15 protein-coding genes are annotated in these 21,222 nt (G+C 62.5%); 11 read left to right on the top strand and 4 right to left on the bottom strand.

Annotated elements, in window-relative coordinates; translation table 11 throughout:
- Positions 1 to 94: 94 nt before the first annotated feature.
- Entirely contained in the window at positions 95 to 1,099 is a 1,005-nt protein-coding gene (locus tag FYJ85_RS18385) for an aspartate-semialdehyde dehydrogenase (RefSeq protein WP_106054288.1), read from the bottom strand.
- A 117-nt stretch (positions 1,100 to 1,216) separates the two neighbouring features.
- Between FYJ85_RS18385 and FYJ85_RS18380 the strand changes: the two genes are divergently transcribed.
- The 6 genes from FYJ85_RS18380 to FYJ85_RS18355 all read left to right on the top strand — a co-directional run bounded on the left by FYJ85_RS18380 (position 1,217) and on the right by FYJ85_RS18355 (position 12,390).
- A complete protein-coding gene (locus FYJ85_RS18380; protein ID WP_154420074.1) occupies positions 1,217 to 3,106 on the top strand; it encodes a helix-hairpin-helix domain-containing protein in 1,890 nt (629 codons plus the stop codon).
- Positions 3,107 to 3,364: 258 nt separating this feature from the next.
- Entirely contained in the window at positions 3,365 to 5,344 is a 1,980-nt protein-coding gene (locus tag FYJ85_RS18375) for a heparinase II/III family protein (protein ID WP_206213302.1), read from the top strand.
- The gene (locus FYJ85_RS18370; protein WP_158704131.1) at positions 5,331 to 6,569 is read left to right on the top strand and encodes a GntR family transcriptional regulator; all 1,239 of its coding nucleotides are present in this window, start codon (positions 5,331 to 5,333) and stop codon (positions 6,567 to 6,569) included. Before FYJ85_RS18375 ends, FYJ85_RS18370 begins: the two co-directional genes overlap by 14 nt.
- Positions 6,566 to 7,234 carry a type II secretion system protein gene (locus FYJ85_RS18365; RefSeq protein ID WP_154420046.1) on the top strand — a complete coding sequence of 223 codons (669 nt, stop codon included), beginning with the start codon at positions 6,566 to 6,568 and terminating at the stop codon, positions 7,232 to 7,234. Before FYJ85_RS18370 ends, FYJ85_RS18365 begins: the two co-directional genes overlap by 4 nt.
- Positions 7,235 to 7,261: 27 nt before the next feature.
- Positions 7,262 to 10,963, top strand: a complete 3,702-nt coding sequence (locus FYJ85_RS18360; RefSeq protein ID WP_154420044.1) for a type 1 glutamine amidotransferase family protein — start codon at positions 7,262 to 7,264, stop codon at positions 10,961 to 10,963.
- 92 nt (positions 10,964 to 11,055) lie between these two features.
- Positions 11,056 to 12,390 (top strand): Na+/H+ antiporter NhaC family protein, encoded by a 1,335-nt coding sequence (locus FYJ85_RS18355; RefSeq protein ID WP_106054282.1) that lies wholly within the window; start codon positions 11,056 to 11,058, stop codon positions 12,388 to 12,390.
- A gap of 16 nt (positions 12,391 to 12,406) precedes the next feature.
- On the opposite strand, the gene FYJ85_RS18350 is transcribed toward FYJ85_RS18355, so the two are convergent.
- A complete protein-coding gene (locus FYJ85_RS18350; RefSeq protein ID WP_154420042.1) occupies positions 12,407 to 13,507 on the bottom strand; it encodes a glycoside hydrolase family 5 protein in 1,101 nt (366 codons plus the stop codon).
- 217 nt (positions 13,508 to 13,724) lie between these two features.
- On the opposite strand from FYJ85_RS18350, the gene FYJ85_RS18345 reads away from it, so the two are divergent.
- Together FYJ85_RS18345 and FYJ85_RS18340 are read left to right on the top strand one after the other, a co-directional pair.
- Positions 13,725 to 14,627, top strand: a complete 903-nt coding sequence (locus FYJ85_RS18345) for a hypothetical protein (protein WP_106054280.1) — start codon at positions 13,725 to 13,727, stop codon at positions 14,625 to 14,627.
- A 27-nt stretch (positions 14,628 to 14,654) separates the two neighbouring features.
- Positions 14,655 to 14,900 carry a hypothetical protein gene (locus FYJ85_RS18340; RefSeq protein ID WP_154420040.1) on the top strand — a complete coding sequence of 82 codons (246 nt, stop codon included), beginning with the start codon at positions 14,655 to 14,657 and terminating at the stop codon, positions 14,898 to 14,900.
- Between the two features lie 242 nt (positions 14,901 to 15,142).
- Here FYJ85_RS18340 and FYJ85_RS18335 read toward each other — a convergent pair whose 3' ends face one another.
- Positions 15,143 to 15,931, bottom strand: a complete 789-nt coding sequence (locus FYJ85_RS18335) for a hypothetical protein (protein WP_106054278.1) — start codon at positions 15,929 to 15,931, stop codon at positions 15,143 to 15,145.
- Between the two features lie 199 nt (positions 15,932 to 16,130).
- On the opposite strand from FYJ85_RS18335, the gene icd reads away from it, so the two are divergent.
- From icd to FYJ85_RS18320, 3 genes are read left to right on the top strand one after another with little or no spacing between them, the layout of a single operon-like run.
- Positions 16,131 to 17,381 carry an NADP-dependent isocitrate dehydrogenase gene (gene icd / locus FYJ85_RS18330; RefSeq protein ID WP_106054277.1) on the top strand — a complete coding sequence of 417 codons (1,251 nt, stop codon included), beginning with the start codon at positions 16,131 to 16,133 and terminating at the stop codon, positions 17,379 to 17,381.
- Between the two features lie 57 nt (positions 17,382 to 17,438).
- On the top strand, positions 17,439 to 18,347 hold the full coding sequence (locus FYJ85_RS18325; protein ID WP_106054276.1) for a CBS domain-containing protein: 909 nt from the start codon (positions 17,439 to 17,441) through the stop codon (positions 18,345 to 18,347).
- A gap of 12 nt (positions 18,348 to 18,359) precedes the next feature.
- Entirely contained in the window at positions 18,360 to 19,868 is a 1,509-nt protein-coding gene (locus FYJ85_RS18320) for an ArsB/NhaD family transporter (RefSeq protein ID WP_206213301.1), read from the top strand.
- A 166-nt stretch (positions 19,869 to 20,034) separates the two neighbouring features.
- Here the strand turns inward: FYJ85_RS18320 and FYJ85_RS18315 are convergent, their stop codons facing one another.
- Positions 20,035 to 20,871: a helix-turn-helix domain-containing protein gene (locus FYJ85_RS18315; protein WP_106054274.1), complete on the bottom strand. Its 837-nt coding sequence runs from the start codon at positions 20,869 to 20,871 to the stop codon at positions 20,035 to 20,037.
- Positions 20,872 to 21,222: the final 351 nt, after the last annotated feature.

Here is a 21,222-nt window from a genome sequence, read left to right as displayed (position 1 = left end):
CACGGGTGTTTTCATATATTCTCCCGCTGCCGGAATACGAAAAAACGGCGGAAAGCGTCTCTGCGCCCTCCGCCGTTTCCGTCTCTGCTTCTTATTACAGAAGTTCGGCGATCTGGACCGCGTTCAGCGCGGCGCCCTTCAACACCTGATCACCCGACACGAAAATGTCGAGGCCGCGCTTGTCGTTGCGCGAGATGTCCTGCCGGATGCGTCCGCAGAGGACATCGTACTTCTCGGTCGCGTCAAGCGGCATCGGATAGCGCTTGTCGGCCGGGTCGTCCACGAGCTGCACGCCCGGAGCCGCCTCGATGATCGCGCGCGCCTCTTCCGGCGTAATATCGTTCTCGAACTCAAGGTTCAGCGCCTCGGAATGCGCGCGCAGCACCGGAATCCGCACGCAGGTGCAGGAGACCAGCAGTTCCGGCAGGTGCAGCATCTTGCGCGACTCGTTCAGCATCTTCAGCTCTTCCTTCGTGTAGCCGTTCTCCTTGAACGCATCGATGTGCGGAATCAGGTTGAACGCGATCTGGTGCGCGAACGCAACCGGATTGACCGCCTTGCCGTCGAGCACCTCGCGGGCCTGCACGATCAGCTCGTGCATCCCTTTCGCGCCGGCGCCGCTGGCGGCCTGATAGGTCGCCGCGACGATGCGCCTGAGCCCCTTCGCACGGTGCAGCGGAGCGACCGCGACGAGCATGATCGCCGTCGTGCAGTTCGGATTCGCAATCACGCCCTTGTGCAGTTTGATATCCTCGGCGTTGACTTCGGGAACAACGAGCGGAACGTCGTCGTCCATGCGGAACGCGCTCGAGTTGTCGATCATGACCGCGCCGGATTCGACCACGAACGGCCGGTACTCGCGGGAGATGTCGCCGCCCGCGCTGAACAGCGCGATGTCGACGCCCTTGAACGAGTCGTGCGTCATCTCCTCGATGACCACGTCCTCGCCCTTGAACTTCATCGTCTTGCCGGCGGAACGGGCGGAAGCCAGAAGTTTGAGGTTCTTCACCGGGAAATTCCGCTTTTCGAGCGTCTTGACCATTTCGACGCCGACCGCACCGGTCGCACCCGCGACCGCAACATTGAATCCGTTCGCCATACTGTTTCCTCCTTTGGGAATTGACACATACATCTTATTACTATACAACACCCTTGAAAAATTGCAATATCATGGTTATATTGGGACTCATGATTTTTTGAAAAAAAGGAACCGTTCATGATGGATACGCGGAATTTCGATGCCGGAAAGCTGACGCTGCCCGAGCTCGTTGCACTGATCGAATATCATAACCGCCGCTACTGGGAACTCGGGGAGCCAGAGATTCCGGATGCGCGCTACGACGAACTCATGCGGGCGCTCGCCGGACTCGACCCCGGGAATGAGCTCCTCACCCGGGTCTATGCCCCGGCGGTCGCCGGCAGCGGCAAGGTGCGCCACAGAAATCCGATGCTGTCGCTCGACAAGGCGTACTCGCTCGAAGAGGTTCTGAAATGGGCGGACAAATACGCGCGTACTCCGGATGAACCGCTGCTGGTCGAGCCGAAGTACGACGGCATTTCCGCCGGTTACGACGGCCGGATTCTTTCGACCCGCGGCGACGGCGAACTCGGGGAGAACATCACGGCCAAGCTGCCGCTCATCGAGCTTGAGACGGCCGGTTACCGGGGGCCGCTCGACCGGCCGGTGCGCGGCGAACTCGTGATCCGCGACGACGACTTCCGCAATCTTTACAGCCATATTTACAAAAAAGGCGGAGGCACCTACAAGAATTCCCGCAACGCGGTGGCCGGCATCATGGGGCTCAAGGAGATCGACGAGATGATCGCACAGAAGGCGAAAATCACGCTGGTCGATTACAACATGGTCTCCTTCCGGGTCAGGCTTTCGGAACTCGCGGACCGGTGGGAGGGGCTGCTTGCCGAGCTCGCGGCGCTGCCGTACCCGCAGGACGGCGTGGTGCTGAAGCTCGCCGACACCGCCTACGAAGCCTCGCTCGGCAGCACGGCGCATCATCCGCGCGGACAGATCGCCTACAAATTCACGAACATCCGGCGCACCACGAAGCTGCTCGATGTCGAATGGAGCTTCGGCAAGAACTGCCTGACCCCGGTGGCGCATCTCGAACCGGTTGAAATCTCCGGGACGACGATCAAACGCGCGACGCTGCACAACGTGCAGAACATCCTCGAACTCGGCATCGAAATCGGCGACACGGTCACGGTCGAACGGGCCGGCGACGTGATTCCGTACATCGTCAGCTCCGAGCCCGGCGCGGAGCGCCGTTCGCCGCTCATCGAAAACTGCCCGTGCTGCGGAACCGGGCTCGTGCGGCGCGGCCCCGAGCTCTGCTGCCCGAATCCGGACTGCTTCGAAACCGAGCTGCAGCGCCTCGCGGCCGCGGTCCGCAACCTCGGCATCGAACGGCTCGGAGAACCGACGCTGCGCAAACTCATGGAGAACTCCGGCGTGAAGCATCTCGCCGACCTGTTCGAACTCAAGGTCATGGATATCCTGAAGCTCGAAGGATTCGCGGCAAAATCCGCCGCAAACCTGATCGAAGAGATTCAGAAAGCGCGCGTGGTCAACGACTACCAGCTGCTCGCGGCGCTGAACATCCCGAACATCGGCGCGAACGTCGCGAAGGTGATCTTCGCGCATACCGACTTCGCGGGGCTGCGGAAGATGAATGTGGAAGAGCTCAGCGCGATTCCGGGGATCGGCCCGGAACGCGCCCAGGCACTGGTCCGCGAGCTGGCCGCCCAGTCGGAGTATCTCGACGAACTGCTCGGAGCAGTAAAGCTCATTCACGCTGCGCCGGAGCCGGAAGAGCGCCCGACCGTCTGCTTCACCGGCAAAATGCCCGAGAAGCGCAGTTACTACGAAAAACTCGCCGAAGCGCACGGCTACGCCGCAGCGGACGATGTGAATTCGCACCTCTCGCTGCTGGTCGCCGCGGATGTGAACGACACGAGCAGCAAGCTTAAAAAGGCCGCGAAACTCGGAATCCGCATCGTCTCCCTCGACGGCTTCCTGCGCGAACTCGAGGGCGCTGCCGCCCCGGAGCCGGAGGAACCGCCCGAAGGCCAGCTTGAACTGGGGCTGTAGCGGCTCCTGCAGCGCAATATCCATCGTGGGGGAATGCCGGGATTCTTCGGCGGCCTTTCTCCCTATTTTTTCGTCGGCAGACCGAACGTTTCCCGAATTTTTCCCGCTTTGCCCCGCCCGGAACCGGACGCCTCCCGCCATAATGACGATTTTTTTGCGGGAGAGCTATTGACATTTCATTCAAAATCGATCATAATATTAATACAGCGATACAGTTTACCGGTGCGGTCTTCCGCCTTTCATCTAAGGAGAATCAGAATGTCGGTCCGATCCTGTGCGAACATGCTGCGGAAACATTTCGCCGTCTTTTCCTCCGTATGCTTTTCCTCCGTATGCTTTTCCGCCGCCGTTTTTGCGGCGGCCCCGGCGGAGGAGTTCGAGGCGCTTCCGGTGACCGACCGCCATTTCGCAGCTCTCCGGCAGGAGCACCCGCGGCTGTTCCTGCCGGGAAACTTCGACACGCTGACTTCCGCCTACCGCGACAGTTACTGGGGAAGGCGGTTCGGAAACCGGATGCTTCACGATGCGGAACAGCTGCTTGCCATGCCTCCCCTCCCCCGCCGGATGATCGGGCGGCGGCTGCTGAAAACATCGCAGGCCGAGGTGCGGCGGATCGGGCTGCTGGCTACAGCTTTCCGCCTCACCGGAGAACGCAGATTCGCGGAACGCGCCCGAGCCGAAATGCTGGCGGTCTGCGCATACGACGACTGGAATCCGGCCCATTTTCTGGACGTCGCCGAAATGACCTTCGCGCTCGCGCTCGGTTATGACTGGCTCCACGACACGCTTCCGCCGGAGGAGCGCGACACGATTGCATCCGCCATTCTCGAAAAGGGGCTCAAGCCCTCGTTCGACAAGACGTTCAAGCAATCCTGGGTCGCCGGCGATTACAACTGGACGCAGGTCTGCCACGGCGGCCTCGCCGCCGGCGCGCTGGCCGTCTATGAACGCGACCCGCAGCTGGCGCGGCAGGTGATCCGCCGGGCGGTCGCGGCCATGCCCAAAGTGATGGCCGCCTCCTACCGCGGCAACGGCGCCTACCCGGAGGGCGTCGGCTACTGGGCTTACGGCACCAACTACAACACCCTGCTGATCGAGATGCTCGAAAATGCGTTCGGAACCGGCTTCGGGCTGGCCGACTATCCGGGGCTGGAGGAAAGCGGGGAGTTCGTGCGCGCATGCATTCTGCCCTCCGGCCATAAATTCGCCTGCTCCGATACCGGTCGTGAAAGCCGGGTCGGTCTCAACTACGCCAACGTCTACCTGATGGTGCGGCGCGGCAAGTCCGGGCTGTTCGACCGCTATATGAGGAATTTCCTGGCGGACTACACGGCAGCCCGGCCGCAGAAGCACCATCCCGCCGATCAGCGGCTGGCCGCGCCGATGCTTCCGCTGCTGGCCCGGCTGCCGGAACAGGCCGCCACCGGCGGGAGCACCGTTTATTTCAGTACCGACCGCGCGCCGGTGCCGGTCGCGGTCATGCGGACGGACTGGAGCGGAACCGCATCGGCGCTCGCCATGAAGGGGGGCCGCCCCTCCGGCAGTCACGGCCATATGGATTCCGGCGAATTCGTCGTTGAGATCGACGGGATTCCGGTGGCGGTCGATCTCGGCTCCGACCATTACACGCGCCTCGAAGCCCGCGGCATCAAGCTCTGGGACCGGGGACGGAGAGGCGAACGCTGGAAGGTGTTCCGCCTAGGCGCCGACGCCCACAACATCGCCCGGTTCGACTGCGCCGAACCGGACGCGGACGGCCGCGGGGCCGCAGCCGGACTCATCGAAGAGGGCGGCTGCGTGACAGCCGCCTTCGACCTCTCCGCGCCGTATGCGGGGCAGGTGCGCAGCTTCCTGCGTACCGGCACGCTCTTCCCGGACGGCGCGGTCGAGATCCGCGACCATGTGTCCGGCGCGAAACCCGGCGCCGTCTACTGCTGGCAGCTGACGACGCCGTTGAAGGTGCAATCCGTCGCCGGGGCGCGCCTGACGCTGGCGGACGGAACCGGCAGGACTTTCACAATCTCCGCCGAGCCGCCGGAAGGCGCCTGGAGTTTTTTCCCGGCCTCCGAGCTGCAGCGCGATTACGACTCGCCCAATCCCGGAATCACGCTGGTGCGCTACAAGCTGCCGGTTCCGGCCGGCGGCCGGGTGGAGAGCCGGTTCCGGCTCGAACGCATTTCCGCCAGTCATCGGAATGAACTCAAATCAGGGATCAGATACGAATATGCCGATCAGTAAAATCATCACGGGAGTACGGGAGCCGCTCTACCGCCAGCTGGCCCGGGAACTCGAACGGCGGATCGCAACCGGGAAACTGAATTCCGGAGACGGCCCTGCCAGTTACCGCGCGCTCTGCGAGGAGTTCGGCGTCAGCATGAGCGTGGTCCAGCGGGCATTCCGGGAGCTGCGTCGCGACGACCTCGTCCGTACCCAGCAGGGCCGCCGGGTGGAGCTGGCGCCCGACGCGCGGGCGGAGAAGGTGATTCACAAATACGGATTCATCCACCCCTACTCCGACGACAACGCCTTCGGGCGCCTGATGCCGTACCTGGCCGGGCGGGCGTTTGAAGGCATGGGGCTCAACAGCTTCGTGCTCGTCCGCTCGTCAGGCGGCGACTCCGGACGGGAACGGGAGATCGCGGAGAACATGCTCCACAACGGAATTCAGGGGCTGCTGCTCTCTCCGGCCGACATCCGGCTCAACGGCCCGTTTTTCGAGGAGGCGGCGCGCCATATCCCCGTCGTCCAGCTCGATCAGACTCTGGAACGGGCGCAGCTGCCCGGGATTCTTTTCGACTACCGGCGCGCGGGGCGGGAAATCGCCGGGTATCTGTTCCGCAAATGCAATACCGGGCGCCTGCTGGCCGTCCTCGACGAAAAGGTCAATCAGAGCATCCGGGAGCTGACGGACGGCATGATCGAAGCGGCACGGGAATCCGGCCGGGCCGATTCGATGGAAATCATCGCCCTCCCCGTGGTCCGGATGTTCGCGGACCGGGAGAAGCCGGACTGCCGGCTGCAAAAGCAGCTGGCCGGCTTTCTGGAAGAGAAACTCGTCTCCGGAAATTTCGACACCCTTTTTTCCCCTTTCACGATCCTGGTGGAGTATATCATGGTCGCGTCGGGCGTTCACGCCCGCCATCCGCAGATCCGCCTCGGCACCATGAACTACACCCGGATCGAACAGCACTCCGCCGCATACTTTCAGGCGCGGATCATGGAATGGGAACAGGACTACCACCGTCTCTTCACCGAAGCGGCGCGGCTGCTCCTGCGCTGGGAGCAAAGCGGACAGCGGCCGACGCTCCGCAAACGGCTCAGGATCGGCCGCCGCTTCCGCCTCGCCGCCGACAATACCGAACCCGCCGCGCCGCTGAATGCCCTCGTACTTTATCCGGGAAAAACGGAAAACGGATCAATCAATGCCATCCCCCAAACTTTACGCAAGGAGAAAGAAAGATGAGACGCCGTAACTTCACTCTGATCGAACTGCTGGTCGTGATTGCAATCATCGCCATCCTCGCTTCGATGCTGCTGCCGGCCCTCAACCGGGCGCGTGAAGCCGCCAAGGAAAGCAACTGCAAAGGCAATCTGAAACAGCTCGGACTGCAGATCCAGATGTATGCCGACAGCAACCGCGACCGCCTGCCCCGGTGGGAGCCCAGCTGGGAGTGCGAACTGCTGTACGGCGGCTATATTCCCTACAGCGGACAGGGGACCAAACTGTTCAACTGCCCGAGCGACACCATTCCGCGTACCGCCGAGGCGCTCGCTTTCAACAGGACTCCGAAGAGTTACCGCTGCAATGGCTACCTGTGGTCCGACGCCGACGCAAGCTGCCTCAACGGGGCATATTTGCGCACCGGGAACTCCCCCTCGAACCTGATTTCACTCATCGACCAGCCGTATGAAGGCATGGTCATCTACACCGGGACGGCGTCGATCCAGTACTGTTTCCAGAAAGCTTCCGGCGAGCGCCCCGAACAGTGGACGCACGGCCCGAAAGGAACCTGCCTTTTCCTCGGCGGCAATGTCGGCAACATCAGCTTCACGGTCGGCGACAGCGAAAACTGGGGCTGCGCATTGTGGCGGCGGCACTGGCGCGCGAACAAGGCGGAACATGAGTAAAACCATATGCGGCAAAAAGGAATATTCATGAACAGACTGCTCTCTCTGTTTTTCGCCCTGCTCCTCGTCCGGACCGCCGTCGCCGCTCCGGTGCCGGACGGCTTCCTGTTCGAAAAGAACGATCACTTCCTGACCCCGTCGGAATCGCTGTTTTTCACCTACGCCCTGGAAAAAGGAGACGAAGCGGAATTGCGGAACGGCATCGAATTCCGTATCGACGATCTCGCCGGAAACACGGTTGCGGAGGGAGAAGCCGCCGGTTTCGAACGCCGGGGCTGCCTCGCCGTTTTCCGGCTCCTGACGCCGGAGCAGTCCGCACAGCTCAAGCCCGGCTGGCACACGCTTGCGGTCCGCATTGCCGGAGGGGAAGCGGGGAATGACTTTTTCCGGATGAAATTTTACGTCCGGGGCGGCGAATTCGCCCGCCGGGTCGTCTATCTGCTCGACTGCGTCACGCCGGAAGGATTCGCCTTCTGGCTGAACGGCCGGGGGCAGCTCATCGAACCGCTCCGCGATTTCCCGGAACAGGGCAGGCCGGACTGCGTGGTCGTCTCCAGCTTCACGCCCCTGCCGGAAAAGACCCTGGGGGAGCTCAAACGCTTTGTGCAAAGCGGCGGAACCGCGCTTTTCTTCGGCGTCAACCATTCCCGGCTCGACGAACTGAACCCGCTGAAGCTGAACCGTGCGGACCTCTATCCTCAGAGCCCGAAAAAAAGTGCGGACGGTTCTCTCGTCTATCTGTTGAATGCCGAACTCGCCGACGGGGCGGAACTGCTGAAAGCGGCCGGAGACGGCTCTCCCGAAATCGCCGTAAAGCCGTTCGGTAAAGGGCGGGTGGTCGCCTATGCCGGCGGCCTGAAACCGGGCGCTGGCTACGACCGCATGATCTATCCGTACGGCCTCGGCATTCAAGTCGACCCCACTCCGCCGGAGCGGTTCCGCGCCGCCGCGCCCGACGCCGGCGGCTTCCGCGAAGGGATCAGCCGCAACAACTTCGGGCGTTTCGGCTGGCTGAACGACGACCGGATCAACGCGATCGGCCTCCAGCCCGACCAGACCTTCCGGATGTGGGACGTCGATCGGGACTCCTTCGGCGTGAGCTTCTCCGGCAGCCACACGCCGGGCAAACTCGCGGCGCTTGAAACCGGCTGGCTCGGCAAATCCATGCTCGGGACCGGCGGCCGCTGGGGACAGGGCACCGAAATCGTCTGGGGGCTCGGCACGCCCGGCGTCCTGCTGCGCAACCCCGATGCGGATAAAGTTTCGATCGAGAGCCCGATGCCGGCGACGCTGGCCTATCCGGTCAAAGGCGGGACCCGCGCGATTTCGCTGGAACCGGGCGCGATGGTTGATCTCAAGGGACTCTCCTCCAACTGGTTCCTGGTCTGGAAGCGGACGGACAAATACGATGCGTGGCCGCTGCTCTTCACCTTCAGCCGTAAAATCTCCGCTGCCCGGATGAACGGCAAATACCTTGAAATCGATTTCGCGAAACGCGGCGTCGATCTCGCCGTCATGCCGCTGGCCGGCATCAAGCACTACACGCCCGCCGAAACCGCCGGCTGGGAACAGGCGCTCCCGGCGGACATCGCCGCCCGCTGCGCCCGCTGGAGCCGGATTCAGGCCGCGCGGACAGTCGGCTGCATCGAACGCTACAAGCTCGACAAGAAGAACGGCACCGTCTTGATCCGCAACGACTTCGACTATCTGGTCATTCCGAACGACTGGGGCGTCGAGCCCGAATACGTCGCTCCGGTTCCGCCGCTGCTGCCGCTCTATGCGAAGTCCGGCAACGTGAAGTTCGCCGACGGAACCGCCGACCTCGACTACGCGACTTTTCAGGGGCCGCTGCACGGAGTTTCCGGCAAACGTTCCGAATACACGCTCGCGATTCCGGAAGTCGATTATCCGCTGCCGGTGACGGCTGCCGATCCGCACCTCGAACTGCCGGTGAACAAAGTGCTGTTCGAACGGATCACCGAACACCTAGCGGAGCCGGGGCTCTCCTATATCCCCTCCGACTACGGCATTGTGGAACGCCGGGAAAAAACGGTCTACCCGGAACGCGAACTGCGCGAAGCGACCTCCATGAAACCCGGCCCCGAAGCGGCGGAATGGAACTACATCGACCTGCACCGCACGCTCGGCGGCGTGGCCGGCAACCTCATGTTCAAGCCGTATCTCGACGGCGTCAGGGGATACGGCGACACCCGCGCCCGGCTCAACGCGAAGATCGCCCGGAATATCCGGCGCGACATCGAATTCTTCCAGTACAAGACCTTCCTGCGTTACCGGCAGGAGCCGTTCACCGGCGCCTGGTACCTGATGGCGTTCATCGCCCCGGTCCGCTTCAACGACGGCTACTGGATGTTCCACGACATGAATGAGACGGCCGGCATCTTCCTCCAGACGCTCGGCCTTTACAGCCGCATCATGGGCGACCCGGTATTCTTCGCGTCGAACGAACCGTACATCGACCTCTTCATGAGCAATCTCCTGGTTTCGCACGACTGGGCGTGGATGGGGTCGAGCGCGGTCGAATGGGGCATGGGCAACAACATCGACATGCTGAACGCCGAACTGTCCGGCTGTGCCGGAATGGTCCGGATCAAGGAGTCCCTCGGGAGGACGGACGAGGCCGACTTCGGCCGTTATATGGCCGCCAAAGCCGGCGCATCGACCGGGGCCCGGCTGCTGATGAGCGACTTCTACAACTCGCTGAATTTCCCGGTTCCGGCGCATCTCGAACCGGTCATTCACGAAATGGCCGGAGCCGGTCAGGCCGAAAGCGGAAAAGGGCGCTATCTGCCGCTCGGCGTCGCACAGGGCTACGGCGAAGGGTGGCCCTCGCTCTGGCCGACGGCCGTCACCCCCGGACTCCTGAAGCACTTCTTTGACGGCAAGGACTTTTACAGCACGAGCAAGGGCGTTCCGGCCGAGCTGCTGGCCTTCTACCGCTCGAACGAGGCGCTGGCCGGACCGCTGCGCGAGTTCGAGGCGAAATTCCGGGAGGCGGCTTACCGCGAACGGGCCCCGTACCTGTACAGCCGGATTGCGGGAAACGCCGGCCTGAAGTCCCCGTATGACCGCGCCGACCTCGAACGCATGCTGCTGCGGACCCTTTCGATGCCGGGCTGTTCGGCGCAGTCGCTCGGGGCCGGCACCGCGGATTGGGAGACCACCGCAATGGTGATCCTGCTCGATCTGCTCGCCCGGAACGCCGGGGAAATTCCGGCCGCCGGAATCGCGCCCGCGGCCGGAAGGGAAAAGGACGACGCGGCAGGATGGGAGGTCACCGGCGACGGCTCCGGACATGCCGTCATCTGGAGCGTCGACGAACCCGAAAACGTCGCGGACGGTCCGGCCTCCGCCTGTCTTGATCTCGCCGCGGCTTCCGGCGGAAAAACGTCCGCCGCCTTCTTCCGGTTCGACCGGCAGGCGATCCGGGAGAACGGGTTCCGCGCCGTGAGCTTTCTCGTCAAATCGGAAACGCCGGGCATGCTCCGGCTCGTCCTGCCGGACCGCGACTGGACCCGCGAGGCCGCCGCCGTTCTGCCGATCGACGGCGAAACGAAAACCTGGAAGCGCGTCCGGCTCGAACTCGAACGGGATTTCAAAATGAAAGCGTCCGGCATCGCACCGGAAAACCTGCGCGGAGAGCTGTTCCTCTACAACAGCGGCGCGACTCCGGTCAGGATTTACATCGACGGCTTCCGATTCGAGCCGTAAAGCGGAGCGGCCGTTCATTGTATTTTGTCCGGACCTGTGGTATATTCTGCCGCTGTCGAATCAACCAACACCGTCAGGATGGACTCTTCGGAATGGATATCACGGATTTTTCTCATACGCGCGCACCTCACGCCCGGGCATTGATTCCGTTCGGCGTGTTCCTCATTTTCTATCTCGGACTCTCGATCTGGTCGAACGATTTCTACAAGGTTCCGATGCCGGTCGCGTTCCTGGTCGCCTCGGCGACGGCGCTGCTGCTGAACCGCCGGGCGTCGCTCAAAAGCAAGATCGAACTCTTCGCGCACGGCATGGGGGATGCGGACATCATGACCATGTGCCTCATTTTCATTCTGGCCGGAGCCTTTGCCTCGACCGCACGGGCGATGGGGGCGGTCGATTCGTCCGTCCAGCTCGCGCTTGCGGTCATCCCGCCGAACCTGCTGCTGGCCGGGCTTTTCGTCGTGGCCTGCTTCATCTCGCTCGCGGTCGGCACGTCGGTCGGCACGATCGCCGCGCTCGGCTCGATCGGGGCGGGGCTCTCCGAAACCCTCGCCGTCCCGCCCGGTTTCTGCCTCGGCGCGATCGTCGGCGGCGCAATGTTCGGAGACAACCTCTCGATGATCTCCGACACCACCATCGCGGCGACCCGGACCCAGGGCGTCGAAATGCACCGGAAATTCCAGGCGAACCTGAAAATCGCGATTCCCGCGGCGGCCGCTACCGTGCTGCTCTACCTGCTCCTGAGTCCGGCGGTCCACCCGGACCGTGCGGTCGGCAGCGCCGGCTGGGGAGCGTTTTTCGCCATGCTGCCGTATATCAGCGTACTGGTCCTCGCGCTCTGCGGACTCAACGTCATGGCCGTCCTGATTCTCGGAACCGCCTTCGCCGGGGTCATCGGCATGGCCAACGGGAGTTTCGACCTGTGGGGATTCCTCGGCGCACTCGGTTCCGGCACCCTTTCGATGTCCGAAACGCTGATCGTCGCGCTGCTGGCCGGCGGACTCCTGAAGGTCATCCGCTACAACGGCGGCATCGCCTATCTGCTCAAAACCATCGAGACGCACATCCGGGGGCGGCGCGGAGGCGAATTCGGCATCTTCCTCCTGGTCGGCGTCGTAAACTGTTTCACCGCCAACAATACGGTTGCGATCGTCATCACCGGCCCCATCGCCCGCGATATTTCGAAACGGTACGGCATCCCGGCCGCACGCAGCGCCAGCATCCTCGACAGCGCCAGCTGCATCGTACAGGGCATGCTGCCGTACGGCGCCCAGATCCTGACCGCCATCGGCGCGGCGGGCGCGACGGGGCTGGCCGTCTCTCCGCTCGAAGTCATCCGATACCTCGGTTACCCGTATCTGCTCGGCGTCTTTCTCCTTGTTTCCGTCTTTCTCGGACGCCCGGCCCGCAGCCGGTCCGTCCGCTGACGGGGGCGATTCCCGGTCAGGCGGTAATCTCTCCCCGGATGACGGCGGCGAGGCGGGGGCTCAGAATTTCCCGGCGGTCGTCGTCGACCAGGCTGAACCGGTTGCCGTCGTTCGGTGTCGAGAGGTAGTTCCAGACGCAGTAGGGAGTGCGGTGCTCAAGCAGCAGCGAGATCACATCCCGCATATAATTTTCCCGCCATTCCAGCGGACAGTGGCGAATGGTGCCGAACTCCCCGCACCAGACCGTCCGGCCGGGATGGGCTGCCTGGTATTCGAAGGCGGGGGCCATCGCACGCCGCAGGACATTTGAATCCATGCGGCCGTCGTCCGGATACGGATTCTCATCCCGGTACACGAAACGCCTGAAGTCGCGGTAGATTTCAATGTCGCCCGGATACGGCATCCTCCGGTTGTAACAGAGCGGGGCCGACTGCAGGACGCCCTGCTGATGCGTGAATTCGTACGGGAAATAGAAATGCCAGGTGTAGATGACGTTGTCATCGAATTCCGGCAGGAACCGCAGCCGGTCGCAGCTGTTGGCGCAGGTTCCGCCGATCACGATGCGGCGCGACGGATTCAGCTCCCGGATCGCCCGGATCGTCCGGGCGGCGAGACGGTTCCAGTTTTCGATATCCGACTCCCGCGTCTCGTTCACCTCGTTCAGCAGTTCGAACACGATCTCCGGGCGCCCGGAGTAACGTTTTTCGAACGCGACCCAGACGGCGATGAAGCGCTCCTGCAGCTCCGGGCTCTCCATCAGCGTGACTGCGGACGGGATATCGCAGTAGTTCCCGACCGCCTTATGCAGATTCAGGACGATATTGACGCCGGCCGCCCGGCACCAGTCGCAGAACCGGTCGATGTGCTCCCAGATCTCCCCGCGATACTCGCCGGGCCCGGCTTCGAGGACGACCTGGTCGAAGCCGAGGCGGATATGATCCATGCCGAGAGACGCGATGTAATCGATGTCGCGCCGCGTGATGTAAGTCGCGAAATGCTCGAAGTCACCCGGCGACAACCGGGTCTTCCACTCGTCCGGCAGGACGTTGAACCGTTTGTAGTTCGTGAGCCATCCGCCGATGCCCATTCCGTGGGAGAAGCCGCTGAAATCCGCCATGATCCGTTCCTTTCCGTTTGCCTGTTTTTCCGTTCCGCTTTTAACATACGGTGCGGCCGTGCGGTTTCAACCCGCCGGGACGGCAGTTTTGACACGGAAAATGTGAAAGCCGTCACTTTCCCCGGCAACCTGCAAAGTTCTTTGATTTCCGCTGACTTTGCGGGTTGCTTTTTCGGTTCGCAGCGTGTACAATAGAAAATATCGGGAGGAAATCAGGATGGAACTCGAAACAATCAGCTACCGGGGGTGGGATCACTGTCTGCGGCTCGCCAACGGCGACGCCGAGCTTGTCATATCGACGGGGCTCGGGCCGCGCATTCTCGCCTACCGCCGCAGCGGCGGCGCGAACTTCATGAAGAATTTCGATGACGAAATGGCCGATGTCCGGCAGGACGAATGGCGGAGTTATGGAGGCCACCGCCTCTGGCACGCGCCCGAAGTCTGGCCGCGCACCTACTATCCGGATACTGAACCGGTCGAATATGCGTGGGACGGGAAAATCCTGCGCCTCTCCTGTGCCGAAGAAGCGACGACCGGACTCCGCAAGGAGATCGATATCGAGCTGGCCGCGACCGGCACGGAGGTCCGGCTGCATCACCGGATTTACAACGGGAATCCGTGGGCGGCCGCATTTTCTCCCTGGTGTCTTACGGTCATGGCGCCGGGCGGAGAACTGATCGTGCCGCAGGAACCGTATGTTCCGCACGGCAAAGAGGCCGGGGAGTCGTTCGACTATGCGCGCCCGCTCGTGCTGTGGCAGTTCACGAAAATGGCCGACCCGCGCTTCACCTGGGGCGACCGTTTCATCCGGATGCGGCAGGATGACCGTTACGGTTCGAAGCAGAAATTCGGCGCGCTGGTCAAAGCGGGCTGGGCCGCCTACGCGCTCGGCGGCGAACTTTTCCGGAAACGCTTCGGGTACGAACCCGGCGCCGTCTATCCGGACGGCGGCTGCAACGCCGAATTCTTCACGATGCCCGGTTTTCTCGAAATCGAATCGCTCGGGCCGCTCGCCCCCGTCGAGCCCGGCGCCTGCGCCTGCCAGGATGAAAGCTGGACCATCACCGGCTTCACCCCGACCGGCGACGAAGCGGAAATCGCCGCTCAGTTGAACGCCTGACGGTGAATTGCGAAAAGGAGTCCAGCTTTGAACCGGGAACAATTCGACATTCTGCTCGTCGTGCTGATCGCAGCGGGCCTGATCCTCTCCAACACCGTCGGCCGCGGCAGGCCGCCGGTCAAATTCTTTGCGCGCGGCGCGGTCTGGGCGCTTTGCGGCGTGCTGGCATACGAGAAGGCGCTGTGGGCGGCGGTCCTGCTCTGGGGGCTCGCCGCCGTATTCGCCGGGCTCGGCGCACGAAGCCTGAACAAACATCCGGCCCGGACGGAATAAGCCTCCCGGCCCGGAAAACCGCAGCGGCCCGGAGTTCCGAGCGACCCGGCTCCGGCGGAATTTTCAAGGGCGCGGGACTCCGCGTTTCGGCTGCTCCCCCCCCCCTCCGCAGCGGAACGCTGCAAGGCTCGCAGTATGCCCCGGGAGTTTTTACTCCTCTCCTGAGCAGAACGCCCCAGCCCGCAGCCCGGGAGCAGGGAGAGCTATCCCGCCGGAACAGGGCGGCGGACTGCCGCTTCATCCTACCAGTTGATGAACGGAAGCCAGCTGATCCAGCCCGTCGTGGAACGGTTCAGCAGCCCGATCTGGAACCCCGGCTCGGTTTTGATGTTGTACAATCCGAGCTGGAACACCTTCCGGTCGACGCTGTAATTCTCCAGCCCGACCTGAACGACGAAGCCGGGACGCTGCCCCGCCGGCTCCCGCATCGGGTCCTCCGGCGCAGCGCCCGTCACGTTGAACAATGCCAGCTGCACGCCGCTGCCGTATTCGGCCTGATTCAACAGCGCGGCCAACTGAAACCCGTTCGCCGTTCCGGCCATGTTTCCGAAACCGGCCAGTTGCGTTCCGGCCAGCTCCGGCGCGCTGTTGACCAACCCCGCCGCCTGCACGCCCTCGCAGAGCTCCGCGAAGTTCCCGCCCAGCGCGAACTGGCCAGTCGCATATTTCCATGCGACGTTTGTGAAGGCGAACTGCAGCCCCTTCTGCCGCTGCATCTCCCCGTACCACCCGGCCCAGATGCCGTAAGAGTTGTGGAATTCAAAATTTTCACCGAAAAAGCCGAGCTGGAGGCCGCCGAAATATTGTCCCGCCGGAACCCCGGTCAGGCTGACGCCGACCGTCCCGTGCGTACCGTCGTCCGGGTCGCTGCTCTTCATGAAGAGCCCGATCCGCGGCGGCAGCTCGAGCGCCGGCGCGCTTGCCCCCGCTTCGGCTGCCGGCGTCTTTTCCGGCTCCGGGACGGCTTCCGCCGCAGTTGCGGCCAGCCCGGCCAGTACGGCGAACGACAGGAACCAATTGCGAAATTTCATAAGCGTCACTCCTCCGGAACAGGTGTTTCTGGTTCATTTCTCATATCATACCGCAACGGAGGATAAATTGCAAGCGCGGATTTCGAATCCGGTTAAAAGTTCGGAGATTCGTAACGCCCCCTGCTTGCAGACGGACGGCTCCGGCTGTATAGTATGCAGTGTCGTTATCTGCAAAAAAACAGTCAACCAGGAGACATACATGGCATATAAAATGATCAAGGTTCCGGCAGGCGAGCGCGTGACCGCCGATGCGTCGGGAAAGCTTCAGGTTCCGGATCGTCCGATCATCGGCTTCATCGAGGGCGACGGCATCGGTCCCGACATCACCGCCGCCTCGATGCGGATCTGGAACCGCGCGGTCGAAAAGGCCTACGGCGGCAGGCGGCAGATCGCCTGGATGGAGCTGTTCGCCGGTGAAAAAGCCAACCGGGTTTACGGTGAAGAGCTCTGGCTTCCCGGCGAAACCGTCGATGCGATCCGCGAATACCTGATCGCCATCAAGGGACCGCTGACCACGCCGGTCGGCGGCGGAATCCGTTCGCTGAACGTCGCTCTGCGGCAGGAGCTCGACCTCTACGTCTGCCTCCGCCCGGTCCGCTACTTCAACGGCGTCCCATCCCCCGTGAAGCATCCGGAGAAGACCGACATGGTCGTCTTTCGCGAAAATACCGAAGACATCTACGCCGGCATCGAGTGGAACGCCGGAACGCCCGAGGTGAAGAAAGTCATCGAATTCCTTCAGAACGAGATGGGCGTCAAAAAAATCCGCTTCCCCGAAAGCTCGAGCATCGGCATCAAGCCGGTGTCGGTCGAAGGCAGCGAGCGGCTGATCCGCGCCGCGCTGGATTACGCGATCGCGAACAACCGCCGCAGCGTGACCCTCGTCCACAAGGGCAACATCATGAAGTTCACCGAGGGAGGCTTCAAGAACTGGGGATACGACCTCGTCCGGCGCGAATACGCCGGCAGGGCGGCCGTCGCCGCCGACTGCGACTGGAAGGCGCCGGAAGGGCAGATCCTCGTCAAGGACTGCATCTGCGACGCATTCCTGCAGCAGATCCTGACCCGTCCCGACGAATACGACGTCATCGCGACGATGAATCTGAACGGCGACTATGTGTCGGACGCCCTCGCGGCCTGCGTCGGCGGCATCGGCATCGCCCCCGGAGCGAACATCAACTATACGACCGGGCACGCGCTCTTCGAAGCAACCCACGGCACCGCGCCCAAATACGCCGGGCTCGACAAGGTCAATCCGAGCTCGCTCGCGCTCTCCGGCGAAATGCTCCTGCGGCATCTCGGCTGGACCGAAGCGGCCGACCTGGTCAGCCGCGGCATCGAGCGGGCGATCACCGACCGCGTCGTCACCTACGACTTTGCGCGCCTCATGGACGGCGCGACCGAAGTCGGCTGCTCGGGCTTCGCCGAAGCAGTGGTGGAACGCATGTAATTATCGAGGGGGGCACCGTCCCCCCTTTCAACCTTTAATCGTGGAAGGTGCTCAAAGATGAAGCTGGTATCCATTCTGAATGAAGAGCTGATCTTTACGAACGTCAGCGGCGTCAGCCGTTCCGGAATCTATGCGGAAATGCTGAAAAAGGCGCAGGCGGTTCTCGATATCCCGCTCGACGTCGACAAGATCGTCTCCGGCATGATCGAACGCGAGGACACATTGCAGATCCCGTACGAGGGGTGTGCGATGCCGCACCTGCGTGATCCGGAATTCGATGACCTTTACATCATCGTCGGGGTGCTCCCGAAGCCGGTCCATTTCAAGGAGGCCGACGTCGCCCCGTGCAAACTGGTCCTCATGTCGCTCATCTCGCCGGACACCAGCGATCTCTACCTGAAGTCGCTCGCCGCCATGATGCGCTACCTCGCCGCCGGCGACAACCTCGAAAAGCTCTGCGGAGCGAAAAACGCGTCCGAGTTCATGGAGACGCTGCGCAAGGCCAACGTGACCGTCCGCAGCAACCTCGTCGCCGAGGATGTCATGATCTCCTGCGGGAGCTATCTGCGCGAGAACGACACGCTCTCGGCCGCGCTGGACCTCTTCAGCCGCGACGATCATACGACGATTCCGGTGCTCGACGAAAACGACCGGCTGGTCGGCGAGCTGACCGCGATGGACATCCTGAAAAGCTTCATCCCCGAATACATCTTCCGGATGGACAATCTCGACTTCCTGACCAGCTTCGAGCCGTTCAACCGGATTTTCCAGGAGGAGAATCAGCACGTGGTGCGCGATTACATGCGCAACCCGTCGCTCACGGCCCACCCGGAGACTCCGCTGATCCAGTTCACCGTCAAAATGGTGAAAAAAGGCGTCCGCACCTGCTTCGTCGTCGATGCGAACCGCAAATATGTCGGAGAAATCATGGTCAAACACATCGTTAAAAAAGTCCTTCGCGGGTAAATGCGGCATATCATGGAATACTCGACTCTTATTTTTTGGATCGGGACGGTCGTGTTCGTCGGAACCTACGTCCTCATCGCCTCGGAGAAAGTTCACAAAACCGTCGCCGCCCTGCTCGGCGCCATGCTGATGCTGCTCGTCATCCTGCCGGGACCGGGCCACAGCTCCGCGGAACCGGCTCCGGCCGCTGAAAGCGTGGCCGCGGAAAACGGCATCCCCGCCGAAACCGACGCCGGCCGGGCGCTGCTTCAGGAGGAGCGCGCCGATGCGCTGGCACAGACCGAACAGGCCATGTCGGCCGTGACCGGCCGCAAGGCGATGGTGCGCAACGCCGAGCTCTACGACAAACTCGACACGTTTTCGCGCTATTCGAACTTCGACGTGGTGTTCACGCTGGCCGGCATGATGCTGCTCGTGAACCTGCTCTCAGGGACCGGGCTCTTTCAGTACGTCGCGATCCGCTGCGCAAAGGTGGCCAGGGGGCTGCCGATCCGCACGATGATCCTGCTGGTCCTGGCGACGGCGTTCCTGTCGGCCTTCCTCGACAACGTGACGACGATCCTGCTCGTCGCGCCGGTCACGCTGCTGGTCTGCAACGAGCTCGGCGTACCGCCGATTCCGTTCCTGATGGCCGAAACCATGGCCTCGAACATCGGCGGAACCGCAACGCTGATCGGCGACCCGCCGAACCTGATCATCGGGTCGATCGCGGGGCTGAACTTCGCGGACTTCCTCATCAACCTCGCTCCGTTCATCATCGTCGTGATGGCCATCTACTGCATCTGCCTCTGGGTTTATTACTCGAAGCGCATGCATGTGACCGTCGAAAAGCGCGCGCTCATCATGGAGCTCGACGAACGCGCGGCGATCACCGACTGGAGCAACCTGCGCCGCGGCGGAATCGTCATGGTGCTGACGATCTTCGGCTTTCTGGTCCACGGCGCGCTGGGGCTCCAGCCCTGCGTGGTCGCCATGGCCGGAGCGACGCTCGCGCTCCTCATCTGCAAGGTCGATGTGGATCATGCGCTCGAAAAGATCGAGTGGAGTACGCTCTTCTTCTTCATGGCGCTCTTCATTCTCGTCTGCGGCGCGGAATACTGCGGACTCATGGAAAAGATCGGCGGCCTCATGTCGCTGATGGACGGCTGGCCGGTGCCGGTCGTGGTGCTGGTCATCATGTGGGTCAGCGCCCTCGCCGCGGCCGTGATGAACAACGTGTCGTTCACCGCCGCGATGGTGACGGTCGTGGCCGCCTTCATCAGCAGCACTCCGGCCTTCAACCACAGCATGGAGTGCCGGAATCTGCTCTGGTGGGGGCTGGCGCTGGCGGTCTGTCTCGGCGGCAACGCATCGCTGGTCGGCGCGGCGGCGAACCTGGTCACCGTCGGCATCGCCGAGAAGAACGGGCATCAGGTCGGATTCATGGATTTCCTGAAATACGGCGTCCCGGTGACGCTCGGCAGCATGGTGCTGGCATCGGCTTATATCCTTGCCCGCTATTATGTGACCTGCACCGCGTAATACGGTTCCGCCTGCCCGGCCTTCCCGGCGTTTCCCGCCGGGAAGGTTTTTTTATTGAATACGGAACAGACACGCCGGCCGCCGGGGAGCGATGCCCCCTTCTGAATTCTGCCGCAGGCCTCCTCCGCGGAACGCGAGCACCCGCCTCACGCTCCGCCGGAAACCTTCACGGCCGCGGGAATTCCGGAAACGCGGCCGGAAGAAAACGTTTCCGGAATTCCCGCGGCGACATGCCGCTTTCGCGCCGGAAAAAACGCGAGAAATAAAATTCGTTGCAGAATTCGAGCGCGGCGGCGATCTCCTTGATCGAGCGCCGGTCTCCGGAGAGCATGGTCATCGCATGGGCGGCCACGATGCGGTTGAGGAATTTTCCGGGCGAGATTCCGGTGTCGCGGGTGAATTTCTTGACGAACGACTCCGGGGCCATCCTGAGAAAAGCGGCCATGTCGCCGACCCGCGTCGCGGCCGTGGCGTGTTTCCAGAAAAAATCAAACAATTCCGCATAGGCCGGATTCGCATACAGCGCCGGAACCGCGGAAGAGGAGACCTGCGGCATGACCCGGTGAAGAACCGTCCAGCACCAGGCGCACAATCCGGAAGCCAGCCGCAGCGCATCCTTTTCCCGGATTTCCGAAATGACGCCGTTGACGAGCACCGGGTCCCGGCCGCAGAAAAACGCATGTCTGCCGGAAAGCAGCTCAAAGCCGCCGCAGACCGTCAGCCGGAAGTGGATCGACAAATGGAGCATCGTCTCATTGTGGTCGTGCGTGATCTCCTGAAACGGCGGAAGCAGAAACCAGCTGCCGCGTTCCGCGCGGCAGCTGCGGATGCCGTCCCCGAAGGTGCTCGCGCCATCCGACTCGAGAATGAACAGGAGCCGGTTGTACGGGAAACGGCTTTTCCAGGATCCGGGGTTCGTTCCGTAAAAAAAATTGACGAATTTCAAATCGACCTGCCCGCAGAGCGAAAGCAGTCCGAGCTCTTCGAAATGGGAAAGCGGCATGATTTCGCCTCCTTTTCCGGAACATAACCCGCAAAGCGGAGAAGTCAAGGCCGTTATACCGGAAAAGATATGTTTTTGTCCGTTTCGGCCATTCCGGAAAAAGCGTATCTCCGGTATAATAATATCATCAAAATATTAACAATGCCTTTCTCGAAGGTGCAAGTACGGCGGAGCCGCACGGAACACCGGAGACGAGCACGACACACAGTGTCGGGCATGGTCTTTTGAGACGAGCACGACACGCAGTGTCGGGCATGGTCTCTTGAGACGAGCACGACACGCAGTGTCGGGCATGGTCTCTTGAGACGAGCACGACACGCAGTGTCGGGCATGGTCTCTTGAGACGAGCAC

It is taken from the genome of Victivallis lenta, from assembly GCF_009695545.1.
Taxonomy (GTDB): Bacteria; Verrucomicrobiota; Lentisphaeria; order Victivallales; family Victivallaceae; genus Victivallis; species Victivallis lenta.
Note: the sequence above shows the minus strand (reverse complement) of the source record. Positions and strands in the feature narration are given on the sequence as shown.